Raw genomic sequence first — 18,722 nt, forward strand, 5'->3', positions numbered from 1 at the left:
TAACTATTTTATATTGAGTTTCGGGGCGACTTTGTCGCCCCGAAATTTTTATTTCACTAGAAATTTATTATTCTAAAAAATATCATTTACAATTCTTTAATAGGATCCCAAAATAACTTTTTGAAGTTTTTAATTCTGAAATTTTCCACCACAATTCCTTCAGCCTCCAATCTAGGCTGAAACTCCGGCACAGACAAAGTTCCTGAGCTGGAAATCACACGATGAGCAGGAACATCTTTTGGACAACCTCCCATTGCTTTTCCTACATGTCGGGAATGATTAGGATAACCAACTGCCTTCGCAATTGCACCGTAACTTGTCACTCTTCCTTTCGGAACAAGCTTTGTAACTTCCCAAACCTGTTGTTTAAATGCTTCATTCATATTTTATTGATTGAATAAGAACTTTTATAAAGATATGAAAAAGCACTTTCTGTATAAAAAAAACGCTTCAAAAAAATGAAGCGTTTAATATTTAAATATTTTTTAGTCTAAAGACAAATTAAGAATTCTCCAAAATATAAGAGAACATCAAAGGAGCACAAATAGTAGCATCACTTTCAACGATAAATTTCGGTGTTGTAATATCTAATTTACCCCAAGTAATTTTTTCGTTAGGAACTGCTCCTGAATACGATCCATAAGACGTTGTAGAATCTGAAATCTGACAGAAATAAGACCAGAAAGGAATATCATGCATTTCCATATCCTGATACAACATCGGTACAACGCAAATTGGAAAATCTCCGGCAATACCTCCACCAATCTGGAAGAATCCTACTCCTTTTCCACCTGAGTTTTTAGTGTACCAATCAGCTAAATATGCCATATATTCAATTCCTGATTTCATTGTTGAGAATTTCAAATCTCCTTTGATACAGTAAGATGCAAAAATATTACCCATCGTAGAATCTTCCCATCCTGGAACAACGATTGGTAAATTCTTTTCAGCGGCTGCAATCATCCAAGAATTTTCTCTAGGAATTTCATAATATTGCTCAAGAACACCTGAAAGAATCATTTTGTACATATATTCATGCGGGAAGTATCTTTCACCTTTATTATCAGCATCTTTCCAAATTTCGTAAATATGCTTTTGCAATCTTCTGAAAGCCTCTTCTTCAGGAATACAAGTATCTGTAACTCTATTCAGACCTCTTTCTAATAAAGCCCACTCTTCCTGAGGTGTAAGATCTCTGTAATGAGGTACTCTTTCGTAATGAGAATGTGCAACAAGATTCATTAAATCCTCTTCAAGATTCGCTCCGGTACAAGAAATAAAATCTACTTTATCCTGACGAATCATTTCTGCAAGAATTTTCCCCAATTCAGCAGTAGACATTGCTCCCGCCAAAGTAATCATCATTTTTCCACCATCTTTAAGGTGTGCAACATATCCTTTAGAAGCGTCTACCAATGCAGCTGCATTGAAGTGCAGATAATACTTTTCTATAAATTCTGAAATCGGTTTGCTCATTTTTTTAATTTTTGCAAAGATAAAACTTAAAAACGGAATGTAGCGGCTGCACTTAAAGAAACTCTTCCTAAACCTTCTTTTTCATCCTCTCCAAAGTTTACAGTTGTTCCGTTGTATTTCATTTTACTCAATGTTCCTCCTGTTAATCCTAATTTTGGACCTACATATATATTTTTAGTAACCGCATATTGATAAGCTAAGTTAAGATCCGCACCCAAATTAGAACCTGTTCCTTTTACACTTCCAGTTTTAGTTGTATAGGTAATAACTCCTAAACTTACGTCTGCATATAACTTATGCTTTGTAGCTTCATTAAAATTTGAAATCATGAAAGCCGGACCAAAAAAGCTAATATTATCTTTTGTCGTTACATACGAAGAAATTACTTGCCCGTTAATATCTTGTAAAGAAAACCTTCCGTTACTTGATGCACTGTAGTTTGAAAACTTCAATCCCACACCCATATTTTTGTTAAAAGTATAGTATGCTGAAATGTCAAAATTAACTCCGCTTTTTAATCCCTTAATATATTCTTTTGTATCTGGGGAAAGTCCGGAAGGTGTTTTAGCAGTTCTCCAGGCATACCCTACAGACGGAATAATAGAAAATTTTTGTTGAGCAAATGACAAAATAGAAATTGAAAACAATCCTATCGTTACAAGTTTTTTAATCATTTTTATAAATTTTCCCCAAAAATAGTATTTTTATTCAATGTTAAGGGAGTTTCAGTTAGGGTTTAGAATATGATTTTATAAATTCAAATGTATAAAGTAAAGAAATATACTGAATTTTAATACTTGAACTTTCGGTTTTCTTTTTTCTCAGACAATTTCTTTTTCGTGTCAAGTCTTTTTTGTTTCTGAGCTTTAGAAGGCTTTGTTGCTTGTCTCTTTTTAGGAATAAATAAAGCTTTATCAACTATTTCAAGAATTTTTTCAATTGCTTTGTTTTTATTCATCAATTGCGTTCTGCTTTCAGAAACAGTTAAAAACAGAAAACCATCAGCATTAATCCTATTTTGTAATTTATTTTGAATTAAAAACTTTTCATCTTCATTAAAAAATACAGATTCTTCAACTTTCCAAAGTACAGTGACTGCGGTTTCAACTTTATTTACATTTTGTCCTCCCGCTCCACTGCTTCGGGAAGTTTTAAAACTAAGTTCTTTAGAAAAATCTTTCATCTGAGAAAAGTGTTTTTTATAATGGTAAAGATAACAGACTTTACAATAAATTTTTCAATTCAAGTCGATTAATTTTCCCGTTCGGAGTTCTGGGAATTTTTTGAATAAAAATAATTTCTTTTGGCTTATGAAAACTTTTATCAAAAGAGAATGTCGAAATTTTTTCAACTAAATCTTTCGATTTCTCACCTTCAATTATCATAACAAGCTTTTGCCCCAAACTTTCATCTTCCAAACCTAAAAAAACAACCTCATTTGAGATTTCTTTTTTTATCAGAGCTTCCAATTGTTCAGGAAAAATTTTAGCTCCTCCAGAATTAATCACATTATCAATTCTTCCTAAAAATTTAAATTGATTTTCACTTTTAATTTCAACTAAATCATTAGTTTGTAAAGTTTCAGAATTTACATTAGGTGCAAAAATCTTCAAACATCCTCTTTCATCTTTTGATATTTCTACATTTTCAAAGGCTGTAAAATACTCTTCAGGCTCAGGGGAAACCTGCTTTAAAGCAATATGGGAAAGCGTTTCAGACATTCCGTATGTTTCGAAAATATAATTGATTTTTAAGTTTCGATTTTTAGTTAAAAGTTTTTTCAAAGATTCTGAAACGGCAGCTCCTCCAATAATCAAATTTTTAATAAGGTGTAGTTTATCCAAAGAATTTTCTACCTGAAGCGGAGTCATTGCACAAAAATCAATTTCTTGTTCAATATGTTCAAGAGGTTTTAATGACGGTTCTACAACTATCAATTTCAGTTTTCTCTCAATAGAACGTACAACCATCATTTTTCCCGAAATATATTCAATGGGAAGACATATCAATGCTGTGTTACCTTCTTTTAATCTTAAAAAATTGCACGTCATGATTGCTGAATTCAACATTTTCTTTTTCTCAATATCAAAAACTTTTGGTGTACCTGTAGAACCTGAAGTCTGAACTTTTACCGTTTCAGAATCTGAAAACCAATCTTCCAAAAAGTTTTTAATTTTAAGTTCAAACTCTGTTTTTGAAGATAAATTATTAATATTGAGATTATTGAAGTCTATCAGCATAATTTCCATGAATTAAATCCGAAGTAAATTTAAAAAAAAGTTTAAAAAGTTCTTGCACTTAAAGAAAAAAGCTGTAAATTTGCACCACTAAAAACAAAGACAGACTCATGGTGTAGCGGTAACACTACTGATTTTGGTTCAGTCATCTGGGGTTCGAATCCCTGTGAGTCTACAAAAACCATCCTCAACAGGATGGTTTTTTGTTTCCCATGAATCTAATACCTTAAAAAATAGAAGAGGTAGAGGTAAAAATAATTGTACTATACAAAAAACTTCAGAAAAAACAGAAAATTTCACTATTAGTGACTACAAACTATATACAGGTACGCAATAGCCCTATTTGTGGTACATTTTTGGCTGTCAAAATATTGATTTAAATACAAAAGCTTACTATTTCAACTTCATATATTACCTTCAGTAAAGCTATACAATAAAAAATTCTAAACGAATAACACTCTTACCTAAAAACCAATTATATATAAACAAAATTTCAATATAGTTCACAAAAACAACCTTAACTAGATAATTACAAAATATTAAAAAAATGAAAAGAATACTTATGACTGCTTTAGTATGCTATTCTATTTTAGGATTTGCACAATACTCTCTATCTGAAATCCCTAAAGATGGCTATTTAAAAGATTTTGATATTTTCGTGGAAATAATCCAGAAACAACACCCTAATCCTTACCGATTCCATAGTAAAGAAGAATTTACTAAAAAAGTTGATTCTCTAAGAAAAGTAATAGAGAAAAACCCGACTTACATCAACTTTCATTTAAATACTCCGGCAAAAATACTGGGTGACGGTCATCTTTCCATAACGACAGATTCTAACTATTATGGAGACTTTTTACAATCTATATTGTTCTTTCCAATAGCAACATATATTCATAATGGACATGCGTTTGTTAACGGAAATAATAGGTATAATATTGAAATCGGAAGTCAAATTCTTGAGATAAACAATCTAAATATTAATGATATCATCAAAAAAGCCCCGTTATCATCAGATGGAAATATAAAAGTAGAAAATATTGATTTATCCTTATACATATCGTTCATTTGTAAGAATAATTCAAACACCTACACCATCAAATACAAAAACTTAAACGGAGAAGAAAAAACCATCACAACCGATGGTATCAATTACAGTCAGTTTTATTATGAAAATGAGCACGCTGTATTACCAATAGATCTTATTACTCAATCTCAGGGTATTTACGGATACAAAATAAACGAAAACACCTATTATCTATCGATAAAATCTTTTGGGTATGATGAAAGCGTCTTTTATGAGACTCTTAAAAAAAACTTCCAAATAATAAAAGATCTAAAACTTAAAAATCTCATCTTAGATATACGTGATAACAGTGGAGGTATTATAAATAATATTCCATTATTATACTCTTTCATTTCAAAAGAGAAACAATTTACTAATTCTTACAGATATGCTACTAAAGTTATTAATATTAATTATAAAGACTATCTGATAGAAGCACAAACAAATAGATTTTACTCTGACCAAGATATTATTGACGAAAATAATTTCATGAGACAGCGGTTTGATAAAGATACAGAGGGAGATTATTACTCTGGCAACAATAGATTAGATGATACCTATATTAAAAATTATCCTAGAGATGGTTTATTTTTCGATGGTAATGTAGCACTTATTATTAATAACAAAACATTTTCTGCCGCAACTTACTTTGCATCACTGTTCAAAAAAGAGAAAAGAGGTTTCATTCTTGGAAAAGAGACAGGTTCTTGTAGTAATTTTACAACAGCAGCTTGGTTTATCTATTACAGATTGCCTAATACCAAAAGTGTGATTTCTATACCAAGGTCTGAAGTTTTTTTCAATGAAAACACTAAAGAAAACATCACTAATTGCACAGGCGTAATTCCTGATTACACAATTGATACAAATTATTTCCTCAAAGCATTAAAAGCTCAAAAAGACCCTGAAGTAGAATATGCATTATCTTTATTTAAATAAGTAATATTTAGTAAATAAGCATAAGATTACATTCTGTGTAAATCTTTATAATAAGACAAACCTTTTTTAGGTTTGTCTTATTTTTATTTCCAAAATCTTTTATTCAAATATCTTTCCAAAGGAAATATAATTAGTTTGAATTAGGCTTATACCACTTGTACATTAAAAACAAAAATAATAACCAAACTGGAATTAAAATCACCTGAATCTCCATTCCCGTAATACTCATCAATACTAAAATCATTAATAAAAATGCAATACAAATATAGTTTGAAATAGGATAGAATATAGATGGAAATTTCAACTCAACTCCCGATTCGATATTACTTTTCTTAAATTTCAAGTGCGTGTAACAAATCATCAGCCAATTAATAATCAAAGTAGAAACCACCAAAGCCATAAGATATTCAAAAGCTTTTTCGGGCACCAATTTGTTAATAACGATACAAATTCCCGCAAAACATGAAGAAACAATAATAGCATTAGTAGGAACACTACTTTTATTCAGTTTCGTCAAAAACTTCGGTGCATTACCTTGCTGAGCCAACCCAAAAAGCATTCGGCTATTACTATAAACACTACTATTATAAACAGACAAAGCAGCCGTTAATACAATTAAATTAAGAACATTTGCTATCAATACATTAAACTGAATCGTCTTTCCGAAAATAGTAAACTCAAATCCGTTCAGATTTTGAAAAACCATCACAAACGGACTTGTACCTTCTGTAATTTCTCTCCAAGGGCTCAATGAAAATAAAATAACCAAAGCCCCAACATAGAAAATCAAAATCCTATAAATAACCTGATTGGTAGCTTTAGGAATCGTCTTCTCGGGGTTTTTAGCTTCTGCAGCGGTAATTCCGATAAGTTCTAAACCTCCAAAAGAGAACATAATCATTGCCATTGCAGCAAAAAGCCCTGAAAAACCGTTTGCATCTTTATTAAAAAAGCCTTTCGGAAAGAAACCTCCATCATTCCACAAGTTAGCAACACTTGCCGTCTCTCCCCCCGTTCCACTTATTAATAAATAAATCCCAAAAACAATCATAGCAATAATTGCCACAACTTTTATAATGGAAAACCAAAATTCGGTTTCTCCGTATACCTTCACTGAAGCAAGATTAAGAGCATTAATGACGATAAAAAAGAACAAACTCGAAACCCAAAGTGGAATTTCTGGCCACCAAAAATGAATATAATGACCTATGGCAGTAAGTTCTGCCATACTCACGAGAATATAGAGAATCCAATAATTCCAGCCTGATGCAAAACCAGGGAAATTTCCCCAATATTTATATGCAAAATAACTAAAACTCCCTGAAACAGGTTCCTGAACTACCATTTCACCAAGTTGGCGCATAATAAAAAAAGCGATAATCCCAGCCAAGGCATAGCCTAAAATAACTGACGGACCAGCCAAAACTGCTGCAGGACCAATCCCTAAAAACAATCCTGTTCCGATAGCTCCTCCAAGAGCAATTAATTGAATATGTCGATTTGTTAAACCTCTAACCAGAGAACCGTTTTGCTCCTCTTTGTTTTCGCCGCTCATAAAATTAAAATTTTCACTAATATATGAAAACTAATGATCTTAGAGCTAACTAAAAGAGTATTTAAAAACATTAAAGCCCTAGTTTAAAACATCAGATAATATGATTTATACAAATTCCTTAGGAATTGGAAGGTTATTTTTCTTCATATATTCCAAAAGACCTTCATATTTATCTTCAAGTTCGCTTGTTCCACATTTATGGGATATACTACAGATATCAGATGGTTTAATATCTAAAATTTCGGAAATTTTAGTAAGAACTTCAAGATTAATTTTCACTTTAGAATTCTCAATGTCAGAATATGCTTTTTGAGAAATTCCCATTTCGAAAGCCATATATTCTTGTGTAAAATCCTTATCTCTTCTAATCTTTCTTATATTATGACTGCAAATTTTCATCCTTTCCATTTTAGTAGTTTTCGGTATATTTTAGAAGTTCACCTATTAGACTTTAACAAAGTTAGTGAATACCTTTGGCAAAACATTATACAGTTACATGATATTTGTATTCTTTGATAAAATCGGGATAAAAGTTAATCAAAAAAATCGGTTTTTATAGAAAAAATATCGCTTCAGTACAACACAATTGGAACTATGGAGACGCAAAAATTCAATTATGACAATAGTATTGTCAGGGCATTCTTGTATGCTACTATCGCATTCGGTATCGTAGGGTTCTTATTAGGACTTACGGCCGCACTCATGCTTTTCTACCCTGAATTACCTGAATTTTTATTTGGGACGGATGATACAACAATTCAGAGTTTGAGGAGTGGAAATATTCAAGGTCTTATTAATACTCAAGGAGCATTAGGATTCGGTAGAATCAGAATGTTGCATACGAGTGCTGTAATTTTCGCTTTCGTATGTAACTCATTCTTCTGTGGTGCTTATTACTGTATGCAAAGACTACTAAAAACAAGAATGTATAGTGATACATTATCTTGGATCCACTTCTGGACATGGCAAATTATGATCGTAGCTGTAGTTATTACGTTCTTACTAGGAATCAACACTTCTAAAGAATATGCAGAGCACGAATGGCCTATTGATATTTTGATTACTATTTCTTGGGTAGTATTTGGTATCAATATGTTTGGAACAATTGCAAAAAGAAGAGTAAGACACTTATATGTAGCTATCTGGTTCTTTATCGGAACTTGGATCGCAGTTGCAATGCTACACATCTTCAACAATTTAGAAGTTCCGTTATCATTTACAAGCTGGAAGTCATACTCAGTTTACGCTGGTGCGAAAGATGCCTTAGTACAATGGTGGTACGGTCACAATGCAGTAGCATTCGTATTAACAACTCCGGTTTTAGGTTTGATGTATTACTTCTTGCCTAAAGCAGCAGATAGACCGGTATTCTCATACAAACTGTCAATCATCCACTTCTGGTCATTGATTTTCGTATACCTTTGGGCTGGTCCTCACCACCTTCAATATACTGCTCTTCCGGCTTGGGCTCAAGCATTGGGAACAGGTTTCTCAATCATGCTTATTGCTCCATCTTGGGGAGGTATGTTAAACGGACTTCTTACTCTGAGAGGAGCTTGGGATAAAGTAAGAGAAAATCCTATCCTTAAATTCTTCGTAGTCGCTGTTACTTGTTATGGTATGGCAACTTTTGAAGGTCCGCTTTTAGCTACGAAATCTCTAAATAAAATTGGTCACTACACAGACTGGGTAATCGGTCACGTACATATCGGTGCACTTGGATGGAACGGTTTCATGGCATTCGGTATTGTGTACTACTTGCTACCTGTAATGTGGAGAACAAAGCTTTGGTCTGTAAAATTAGCTAACTGGCATTTCTGGTTGGGGACTTTAGGAATCATTTTCTATGCAGTACCAATGTATATCTCAGGATTTACTCAAGGATTAATGTGGAAACAATTCAACCCGGACGGAACATTATTATGGAAAAACTGGCTAGATACTGTTACAGCTATCATTCCTTACTTCAAAATGAGATTTTTAGGAGGTTTCCTATATCTTTCAGGAGCAATTCTAATGGTTGTAAACGTAATTAAAACAATCAAGCAGGGTTCATTCCAAAAAGAAGTTCCTGCAGAAGCTCCGGCATTAGCAAATATCGGAACTGCAAGAAAAGAAGGAGAAGGAGTTCACCTTTGGTTAGAAAGAACTCCGAAAATACTTTCAATCTTAGCTTTCATTGCTGTAGCTATCGGAGGTTTGGTTGAAATCATTCCAACATTAACTTTAAAACAAAGCGTACCGACAATTACAGCGGTAAAACCATATTCACCATTGGAATTAGAAGGTAGAGACTTATATATTCGTGAAGGTTGTAACTCTTGTCACTCACAAATGATTAGACCTTTCCGTGACGAAATCGTAAGATTTGAAGGTAAAAACGGGCAGTACTCTAAAGCAGGTGAATTTATCTACGACAGACCATTCTTATGGGGTTCTAAAAGAACAGGACCAGATTTGCACAGACAAGGAGGTAGAAACCCAGATTCTTGGCACTTCAAACATATGTATAACCCAAGAATTACCTCTGCAGGTTCTATCATGCCTCGTTTCCCTTGGTTAATTACCAATAAACTTGACAGAACTCAAATGGTTGACAAAATGAAGCTGATGAAAAATGCATTTGATGTACCCTATACAAAAGCGGAAATTGATTCTGCTAATAAATGGGCAGATAGCCAGTCTCAGGCAATTGTAAAAAGAATTTACTCAGAAGCTACTGATATTAAAGATCAAATGGAAAAAGAAAAAGCTTCAAAAGGTGGAGAGTTCGTTCCACTTGAGCAAAGAGAAATCATTGCAATGATTGCTTACCTACAAAGACTAGGTACAGATATTAAAACAACGCAAATTCAAACAGCAAGTGCAGATTAATTTAAAAACATTGAATTAAAATGAAAACGAGAACCCCAATATCAGTATATATCGCTGTAATGATAGGTTTAACTATCCTTGCGTTCGAAATGTTTGCTTCAGATTCAAATTATTTCTCTTCTCCTTTCTTCTGGGGATTGATGCTAATTGCAATTATTTTGCTTTTCATCATGAACTCTATCGGAGATTTAGTTGAAAACGAAAATTTCAAAAAATTATCAGAAGAGGAAAAAGCGAAATTTTTGGAGGAGAAAAAAGTTCCTTATTTTCAAAAACTTTGGAACTCGGCATTCAAAAAACAATCTGCAACTGAAGAAAAAGACATCCTTATAGACCATGGTTTTGATGGCATTACAGAACTTGACAATTCATTACCAAAATGGTGGTTGGGTCTATTCTGGTTCGGATTTATTTTCTGTGCAATATATATGGCAGCATTTGCCTTCACAGATTATGCCCATCCGGAAGCAGAGCTAACAAAGGAAACCAAAACAATGCTCGCTTCTATCGCTGAATATGAAAAAACAGCACCTAAAGTTGATTTGGAAACAGCAAAATACAGCGCAGATAATATTGCAGAAGGACAAGAACTTTTTAAAACCAATTGTGTTTCCTGCCACGCAGAAGGAGGTAAAGGAGGAATCGGACCCAACCTTACCGATACACATTGGATTAACGTAAAAGAAAAAAGTTTATTCAAAAATGTTTTTTGGATGCTTGAAAACGGTTCTGAAAATAATCCTACAATGAGACCATTCATTAAAGACGGAACTATTACAGGACGTGACGCTGAAAAAATTGCAGCATACATTTACCACATCAACCAGGAAACAGCACCTATTACACCTGCACAAGGTGGGGCTGCTCCACAAGGTGAAGAGGTAAAATGGGAAAACGGAAATGATTAAAAATAAAAAATAAGAAGTTTATTACCTGAAAAATAAACCATGCCATGCCTCCTTTTTTGAAAACTAACATTTGAATTTTTCATTTTTGCAAACCTTTTCATACCTCAAAGATGATTAAAAAGGAGGCATTTTTAAACAAAAAATCCAAGCTTTGGTTGTTCTAATCAACTATTCACTTCACTTTGACTAAACTAAATTCCATAGAGAATAACCAAAGCAGGATTTTTAAGTACAAAAGGTATTACAGTAAGGATATTTTAACACAAATCTTTCAGATGATTTATTATCTTTGCTTTAAAACCTACAACTTTTGAAGCTAAAAATCAATAAAAAAAAATTATTTAAACGTGTTGCAATAACCTTTATTTCTATATTGGTTTTTCTTACACTACTTGTATTTAGCTTAAAACTTCCTGCTGTTCAAAACTTTATCAAAGACAAACTTATCGTTTATCTTGAACAAAAAATCAACACAAAAGTAAGTCTCGAAAAAGTTCATATAGAATTTCCAAACAGTCTCGTTATGGAAAATCTTTATTTAAAAGGACAAGACGTAGACACACTTTTAGCCGTAAAAAAGCTTGATGTAGGATTAAACATGCTCAAACTTATCAATTCTACCGCGGATATCACTTCTGTAGATTTGGAGGGAACGAGAGCGAATGTAGTAAGAAAACCTGACGGAAAATTCAATTTTGACTATATCATCAATGCCTTTGCAACCACTGATAAAGAAGAAAGCCCTTCAAAGCCGTTTATTATTTCTTTAGATAAAATTAATTTAAAAGATATTGGTATTACTTTCAATGACCTACGATCTAAAAATGATATTAAAATCTATTTCAAATCTTTTGGCACTCGAGTGAAAACATTTGATTTGAGTAATAATAAATATGCTGTAAATGATATCAATCTTGACGGTTTAAAATTAAAGCTAAAACAAGACCTTATAGAAGAAGTTTCTAAAAAAGTTGAACAAAAAGTTGATTCTCTTAATGATAAAAAACCAATGCAAATTGATGTAAGAGGAATAAAACTTACCAATTTTGACATCGATTACGGAGATGACAATTCTAAGACTTTCGCTAAAGTTTTATTTAAAGAATTAAGTACAAAAATCAACAAAATTGATCTAGAAAATAATGCCTACAATGTAGGAAATGTCTTTCTTTCGGGAGCCAACATCAATGCAATTCTTTACCTTCCTACCGAAAATACCCCATCAAAAAAGATTGAAAAAACAGAAATTCCCAAAAATTCTGATAAAGAAAAAGCAATGCAGCTTTTATTAGGAAAATTAGTTCTTAATGATGTAAAAGTTGCTTACAACAATACTGCCGCAGCTCCGACCCGACAAGGAATAGACTTCAATCATCTGAATTTCTCTCAAATGAATCTTGAGATGAAAAGCTTCAAAATGGAGAACAATACTTTTGCGGGAACTGTAAAATCAGCCAAAATAAAAGAAGCAAGAGGTCTAAATATTCAAAAATTTAATACAGATTTTGTATACAAAGAAAAAGAGGCCTATTTAAAAGACTTATACCTACAAACTCCAAAAACCATATTGCGTGACGAGGTTGTTTTAAACTACAATTCCATTGAACAATTAACTTCCAATTTAGGAGATGTGAAAATTTCAGCTAATATCAAAGATTCAAAAATTGGTTTCGCAGACATATTAAACATCGTTCCTGACCTAAAAAATACCGTTCCGTTCAATAAATATCCAAATGCCATTCTGAATGTAAATGCAAATATAAAAGGCAGTGTAAATGATGTATTGATTAATAATCTAAAAGTTTCAGGCTTAGATCAATTAAGAGTTGCGGCATCAGGAAGAATCAAAAATGCGATGAATCCTAATCATTTATTCTATGATGTAAATATTGCCGATTTTTCTTCTTCCTCAAAAACAATTTACAATCTTGTTCCCAAAAATACAATTCCTTCAAATATTTCCCTGCCTTCAAATTTTAGCATTAAAGGAACTGCGAAAGGAACGACAAAAATTGTAAACACCAATCTGAACCTCTACTCTACTTTGGGAAATGCATCTCTTGATGCTCAAATAGATATGAGGAAAAAAAACCATGAATTATATAATGTAAAAGCCAATCTTCAGGCTTTACAAATCGGAAAAATCATTCAAAATAAAGAAATTGGAGCCATCTCTGTACAAATTTATGCCAAAGGAGAGAGCTTTGATTTAAAAAATACAAAAGCTGACCTTAAAGGACATGTTTCTTCGGCTGTATACAAAGGGTATCGCTATCAAAATATGAACCTTACGGGAAAAATCAATCGTGGGGTTTATCATATTAATTTAGATTCTGAAGATCCTAACGCAAATGTAAAACTAATAGCTTCCGGTGTTTATAATGAGAAAAATCCTACCATAAAAGTAAACGGTAAAGTCATAAAACTCGATGTAAATAAATTAGGATTTTATGAAAAACCGATGATCATTGCAGGAAAAATAGATGGAGGTTTCACCAATCTAGATCCTGATAATCTTAATGGATATCTAAATTTGCAAAACTTTGCTTTTTCAGACACTAAAGAAGTGTATCCTGTTCAAGAAGTTAATTTAAAAGCAAGTTCCACTCAAGACTCGACTCAAATTATTTTAAATTCTCAGGTTGCAGATATCAATTTGGAAGGAAAATATAAACTGACCCAAATTTTCGGAGCATTAGCCCAAACATTTAATCAATATTATCAGTTTCAAAAGCCTTCAAAAACACAAAAAATTGAGAAGGGACAATATTTCACGTTCAATGCAAAGATTAAAAATGATGATATTATTCGAAAATTCGTTCCGGATCTAAAGAGCTTTGAAACCATCAATATAGTCGGAAATTATGATGCTGACTCTGAAAAAATTGAATTAGAAGGCAAAATTCCGCAATTATTATACGGTGAAAACACTGTGGAAAATGCTTCTATTAAGATAACCAATGAAAACAATGCATTACAATACGCTATTGATGTAGCCAATCTAAAAAATGCAAGTTTAGCTTTAAATAAAATAAATATTAACGGAGATATTGCAAATAATATTATCCGTTACAACGCTACCACTAAAGACGAAAAAAACACAACTCAGTTTTTAATCGCCGGAAATGCTAAATCAATTAATGACATCACTGAAATTTCTCTACAACCTAATGGTTTAAAACTCAATTATTCAGACTGGAATGTAAATGAAGAAAATAAAATACAAATCAGTAGCAAAGGAATTTTAGCAGACAACTTCCGGCTTTCTAATGGAGCGAGTGAAATTTCACTACAATCAGAAAGTAATATTCCTAATTCTCCCCTGAATGTTTCGTTGAAAGATTTCAAAATTGAAACTATTACAGAACTGATAAAAAAAGATACCGTTTTAGCAAGAGGAACCATCAACGGAACAGCTCAAATTCGAGACTTAACGAAAAACATGACTTTTACTTCAGATTTAAAAATCTCTGATTTAATTGTTTATGGAAATCTGGTCGGAAATATTGCTGCAAAAGTAAATAACACTTCTTCTAATATTTTAAATGCCGATGTTGCACTTTCCGGAAACAACAATGATGTAAAAATAATCGGTGATTATAACACCTCATCAAGTACATTTGATTTGAATATGGCTATCAACCAACTTCAAATGAAGAGTGTACAAGGTTTTTCTATGAATGCCATTACCAATACGGAAGGCTATGTCTCAGGAAACCTGAAAATAACAGGAACAACAGAGAAACCTAACATTTTAGGAAAAGTAAAATTCAATAATGTAGGATTAGAAATAGCCAAAACAGGAAGCGATTTTAGAAAACTTAATGACGAAATTAATTTTACCCGTCGTGGAATTGAATTTAATAATTTTAAAATTAATGACAAAGACGGAAATGCTTTGGTTGTGAACGGACAGGTTTTAACACAAACATACAGAGATTTCGCATTCAACCTTAATGTAAATGCTAGAGACTTCAAGCTGGTGAATTCTGAAAAATCAAATGATGCCATGATGTATGGAACTCTTGCTGTAAATGCATCGTTGCAAATTCGTGGAAATCTGGACCTTCCTAAAGTTGACGGAAGATTAGCCGTTACAGACAATACAGATTTTACATTTGTACTTCCGCAATCAACCCCTTCTTTACAAGAAAGAGATGGAATTGTGGAATTCATTGATCAGGATCAGGTTGTCCTAAATAAAACCATAAAAGCAGACTCGCTCAATACTCAAAAACGCATCAAAGGAATGGACGTGAGTGTGAATATTGAAGTAAAAAAAGATGCTAAAATGTCTATTATTATAGACAAAGCGAATGGTGATTTTGTAAAAATTCAGGGAGAAGCCGAATTAACCGGAGGAATTGACCCTTCAGGAAAAACTACTTTAGTAGGAGTATATCAGGTAGAATCCGGAGCTTATGAAATGTCTGTAAGTATGCTGAAACGTAAGTTTGATATCCAAAAAGGAAGCACCATTACCTGGACCGGAGAACCAACAGCTGCAACTTTAGATATTACAGCTATTTATAAAACAGAAACAGCACCAATTGATCTTGTAGAACAACAAATAAGTGGACAAAGTTCTACAGAGACCAATCAGTTTAAACAAAAAATACCTTTCAATACCTTATTAAAAATGAAAGGCGAATTGCTAAAACCTCAAATTACATTTGATATTACAACTGACGAAAAAAACAATTCTGTTTCATCGAATGTCACGAGTATGGTTGAACAAAAACTGAATCAGCTTAGAACTCAAGAGTCTGAAATGAATAAACAGGTATTTGCGCTACTTTTACTTAACAGATTTATTGGTGAAAATCCGTTTGAATCTAACGTGGGGATTTCCGCTGAATCTATGGCAAGACAGAGTGTAAGTAAAATTCTTTCACAACAACTAAATAATCTGGCATCAGGACTTATAAAAGGGGTTGATCTGAACTTTGATTTAGAATCTTCTGAAGATTATTCCACAGGAGAAAAAAATACCCGAACAGACCTTAATGTAAACATCAGCAAAAAACTATTGAATGACCGTCTAAAAGTTTCTGTAGGAAGTAATTTCGGTCTGGAAGGAGATGCTCGCCAAAATGAAAACATGACCAATATTGCAGGAGACATCACAGCAGATTACAGCCTTTCTAAAGACGGAAGATATATGCTTCGAGCCTATCGTAAAAATGAATATCAGGTAGCTCTTCAAGGTCAAATCGTTGAGACAGGAATCGGTTTTATTATTACTTTAGACTATGATAAATTCCGTGAAATTTTCCAAAAGTCTAAAAATAAAAGAGTAAGAGAAAACAAGAAAAATCAAGTGGTAGAATTTAAGTAATGAAAAATAATTTCTATATATATTTCAAATATTTGTTCGCTTTCGGACTGGCTTCGATCAGTTTATCATGCAGCAATACCAGATTTCTAAAAGAAGGACAAATGCTTTATACAGGTGCTGAAGTAAGAATTGATAATGATACTCTTTCAAAAACTGAAAAAAAAGATCTGAAAACAGCACTTGAAGCCAATCTGACACCTAAACCCAATTCTACATTTTTAGGATTAAGACCTAAATTATATTTTTACAACATCGCTAAAGAGCCTAAAAAAGACAAAGGTTTCAATTATTGGCTAAAATATAAAATGGGCGAAAAACCGGTATTATTAAGTGACGTAGATCGCAAATTCAACAAAGACATCATCGAAAATTACTCCGAGAACAAAGGATATTTCAATGCGAGAGCAACTTATGATACTGTTTCAAAAAATAAAAAAGCCAAAGTAATTTATACATTAAGACCAGGTGCAAAATATTTGATCAGCGATGTAAAGTTCCAAAAAGACTCCTCTCTTATTAATCAGGAAATCCAGAAATTAGCAGGTAAAACCTTACTGAGAAAAGGTAATCCGTTTGACTTAGATGTCATCAAATCTGAAAGAGAAAGAATTGACAATGGCTTAAAAGAAAAAGGATTTTATTATTTCAGCGGTGATAATATTATTGTTCAGGCAGATAGTACAGTTAGCAAAAATCATAAAGTTGAACTTAATGTAAAGCTAAAAGATAACACTCCGGATTTGGCAACTCAACAATTTAGTATTGATAAAGTAATCGTTTTCCCGAATTACAACATCAAAGATGTGAGAGATGGAAAATACAAAATCCCGATGGATAAAGATTCTCTTTCAAAATATGCAGTCGGAGATATGTATGTTATTGATCCTGAACATAAATTTAAACCTAAAATTTTTGACAGAGCTTTATATTTTGAACAGGGAGATTTGTACAATAGAGCTGACCACAACCTTACATTAAACCGCTTAATTAATTTAGGAGTTTTCAAATTTGTAAAAAATGAATTTATTGTTTCAGATTCTTTACAAAATAAATTTGATGCTTATTATTTATTGACTCCAAGACAGTTTCAATCACTTCGCTTAGAAGCATTAGGAAGAACCAATTCTGCCAATTATATAGGAAGTGAGGTAAATCTCAACTGGACGCATAGAAACATTTTCAGAGGAGCAGAACAGCTAAAAGCATCTATTTATGGTGCATTTGATGTTCAGATGGGAGGCCCGAAAGATGCCAATAATATTATAAGAACCGGAGCTAATGTTCAGCTATCTTTCCCTAGAATTGTTGCACCTTTTCGTTTTAATACTTCAAGTGCTTATGTTCCCAGAACCAATATTAATCTGGGCTTTGAATTCCAAAACAGAACGCAATTATATACTCTGAAAAACTTCAATGCCTCTTTCGGATATATTTGGAAAGAAAATGCACGAAAAGAACATGATTTGAAAATTTTTGATGCAACTTTCGTCTCTCCCACCAATATTACTCCGAAATACGAAGAAATGATGGAGAACAATGTGTATTTGAGAAGAGTGGTTGAAAAGCAACTTATTTTTGGCCCAACATACTCTTTTACTTATACCAATACAATGCTACCTAAAACCAATACCATTTATTATAAAGGTACTCTGGATTTAGCCGGAAATCTTACAGGTTTGGTAACGGGAGCCAATGTAGAGAAAGGAAAGCAAAAAAGCATCTTCGGAGTACCTTTTAGTCAGTATTTTAAATTGGAAAACGATTTCAGATTCTATCACAAATTCGGAGAAAATACATCTTTGGCCACAAGACTCATTGCGGGATTTGCTTATCCTTACGGAAATTCAAATGATATTCCTTTTTCAAAACAATTTTTTGTAGGAGGAAGTAACAGTATTCGTGCTTTCAGAGCCAGAACATTAGGTCCCGGAAGTTACGACCCTAGAAATCAGAATGCTACTTTTTTCTTTGATCAATCTGGAGATGTAAAACTTGAAATGAATGCTGAATACAGAGCCAATTTATATAAATTTTTAAATGCAGCAGTTTTTGTAGATGCAGGAAATATATGGCTTGTAAATGAAGATATTGAAAGACCTGGAGCCAAATTCTCTAAAGAATTCATGAATGAAATTGCTGTGGGTGCAGGTGTTGGTCTAAGACTTGATTTCTCTATTTTAGTATTAAGACTTGATTTGGCAATGCCTTTAAGAGTTCCTTATTATGAAAAAAATGACAGATGGACTTTCGATAAAATTAATTTCGGAGATTCTAACTGGAGAAAAGATAATCTTATTCTGAATATCGCAATCGGATATCCTTTCTAAAT

General features: G+C 32.6%; 12 protein-coding genes and 1 tRNA gene. 6 read left to right on the forward strand and 7 right to left on the reverse strand.

Annotated features, from left to right (window positions below):
* Positions 1-86 precede the first annotated feature (86 nt).
* From OH806_RS02430 to OH806_RS02450, 5 genes are all read right to left on the reverse strand, one after another.
* Positions 87-383, reverse strand: coding sequence for an MGMT family protein (locus tag OH806_RS02430; RefSeq protein WP_264742086.1), 297 nt, complete (start codon positions 381-383; stop codon positions 87-89).
* A gap of 118 nt (positions 384-501) precedes the next feature.
* Complete coding sequence (locus tag OH806_RS02435; protein ID WP_264742087.1) at positions 502-1,476, reverse strand: deoxyhypusine synthase family protein; 975 nt, start codon at positions 1,474-1,476, stop codon at positions 502-504.
* Positions 1,477-1,502: 26 nt separating this feature from the next.
* Positions 1,503-2,150, reverse strand: coding sequence for a porin family protein (locus OH806_RS02440; protein ID WP_264742088.1), 648 nt, complete (start codon positions 2,148-2,150; stop codon positions 1,503-1,505).
* A 116-nt stretch (positions 2,151-2,266) separates the two neighbouring features.
* Positions 2,267-2,659 carry an alternative ribosome rescue aminoacyl-tRNA hydrolase ArfB gene (gene arfB, locus OH806_RS02445; RefSeq protein ID WP_264742089.1) on the reverse strand — a complete coding sequence of 131 codons (393 nt, stop codon included), beginning with the start codon at positions 2,657-2,659 and terminating at the stop codon, positions 2,267-2,269.
* 40 nt (positions 2,660-2,699) lie between these two features.
* Positions 2,700-3,716, reverse strand: coding sequence for an AMP-binding protein (locus OH806_RS02450; protein ID WP_264742326.1), 1,017 nt, complete (start codon positions 3,714-3,716; stop codon positions 2,700-2,702).
* Positions 3,717-3,817: 101 nt separating this feature from the next.
* On the opposite strand from OH806_RS02450, the gene OH806_RS02455 reads away from it, so the two are divergent.
* A tRNA-Gln gene (locus OH806_RS02455) sits at positions 3,818-3,888 on the forward strand.
* Between the two features lie 372 nt (positions 3,889-4,260).
* Positions 4,261-5,718 carry a S41 family peptidase gene (locus OH806_RS02460; protein ID WP_264742090.1) on the forward strand — a complete coding sequence of 486 codons (1,458 nt, stop codon included), beginning with the start codon at positions 4,261-4,263 and terminating at the stop codon, positions 5,716-5,718.
* Positions 5,719-5,848: 130 nt separating this feature from the next.
* Here the strand turns inward: OH806_RS02460 and OH806_RS02465 are convergent, their stop codons facing one another.
* Both OH806_RS02465 and OH806_RS02470 read right to left on the reverse strand, forming a co-directional pair.
* The gene (locus tag OH806_RS02465) at positions 5,849-7,273 is read right to left on the reverse strand and encodes an amino acid permease (protein ID WP_264742091.1); all 1,425 of its coding nucleotides are present in this window, start codon (positions 7,271-7,273) and stop codon (positions 5,849-5,851) included.
* A 105-nt stretch (positions 7,274-7,378) separates the two neighbouring features.
* Positions 7,379-7,681: a helix-turn-helix domain-containing protein gene (locus tag OH806_RS02470; protein ID WP_264742092.1), complete on the reverse strand. Its 303-nt coding sequence runs from the start codon at positions 7,679-7,681 to the stop codon at positions 7,379-7,381.
* A gap of 186 nt (positions 7,682-7,867) precedes the next feature.
* Here OH806_RS02470 and ccoN point away from each other — a divergent pair, with 186 nt between their 5' ends.
* The 4 genes from ccoN to tamL all read left to right on the forward strand — a co-directional run bounded on the left by ccoN (position 7,868) and on the right by tamL (position 18,720).
* Positions 7,868-10,147: a cytochrome-c oxidase, cbb3-type subunit I gene (ccoN, locus tag OH806_RS02475; RefSeq protein WP_264742093.1), complete on the forward strand. Its 2,280-nt coding sequence runs from the start codon at positions 7,868-7,870 to the stop codon at positions 10,145-10,147.
* 20 nt (positions 10,148-10,167) lie between these two features.
* Positions 10,168-11,055, forward strand: a complete 888-nt coding sequence (locus tag OH806_RS02480) for a c-type cytochrome (protein ID WP_264742094.1) — start codon at positions 10,168-10,170, stop codon at positions 11,053-11,055.
* Between the two features lie 310 nt (positions 11,056-11,365).
* Positions 11,366-16,393: a translocation/assembly module TamB gene (locus OH806_RS02485; protein WP_264742095.1), complete on the forward strand. Its 5,028-nt coding sequence runs from the start codon at positions 11,366-11,368 to the stop codon at positions 16,391-16,393.
* Entirely contained in the window at positions 16,393-18,720 is a 2,328-nt protein-coding gene (tamL, locus tag OH806_RS02490; protein WP_264742096.1) for a translocation and assembly module lipoprotein TamL, read from the forward strand. Before OH806_RS02485 ends, tamL begins: the two co-directional genes overlap by 1 nt.
* The last annotated feature ends 2 nt before the right edge of the window (positions 18,721-18,722 follow it).

Origin of the sequence: Chryseobacterium oryctis, assembly GCF_025971925.1 — a bacterium.
GTDB lineage: Bacteria > Bacteroidota > Bacteroidia > Flavobacteriales > Weeksellaceae > Chryseobacterium > Chryseobacterium oryctis.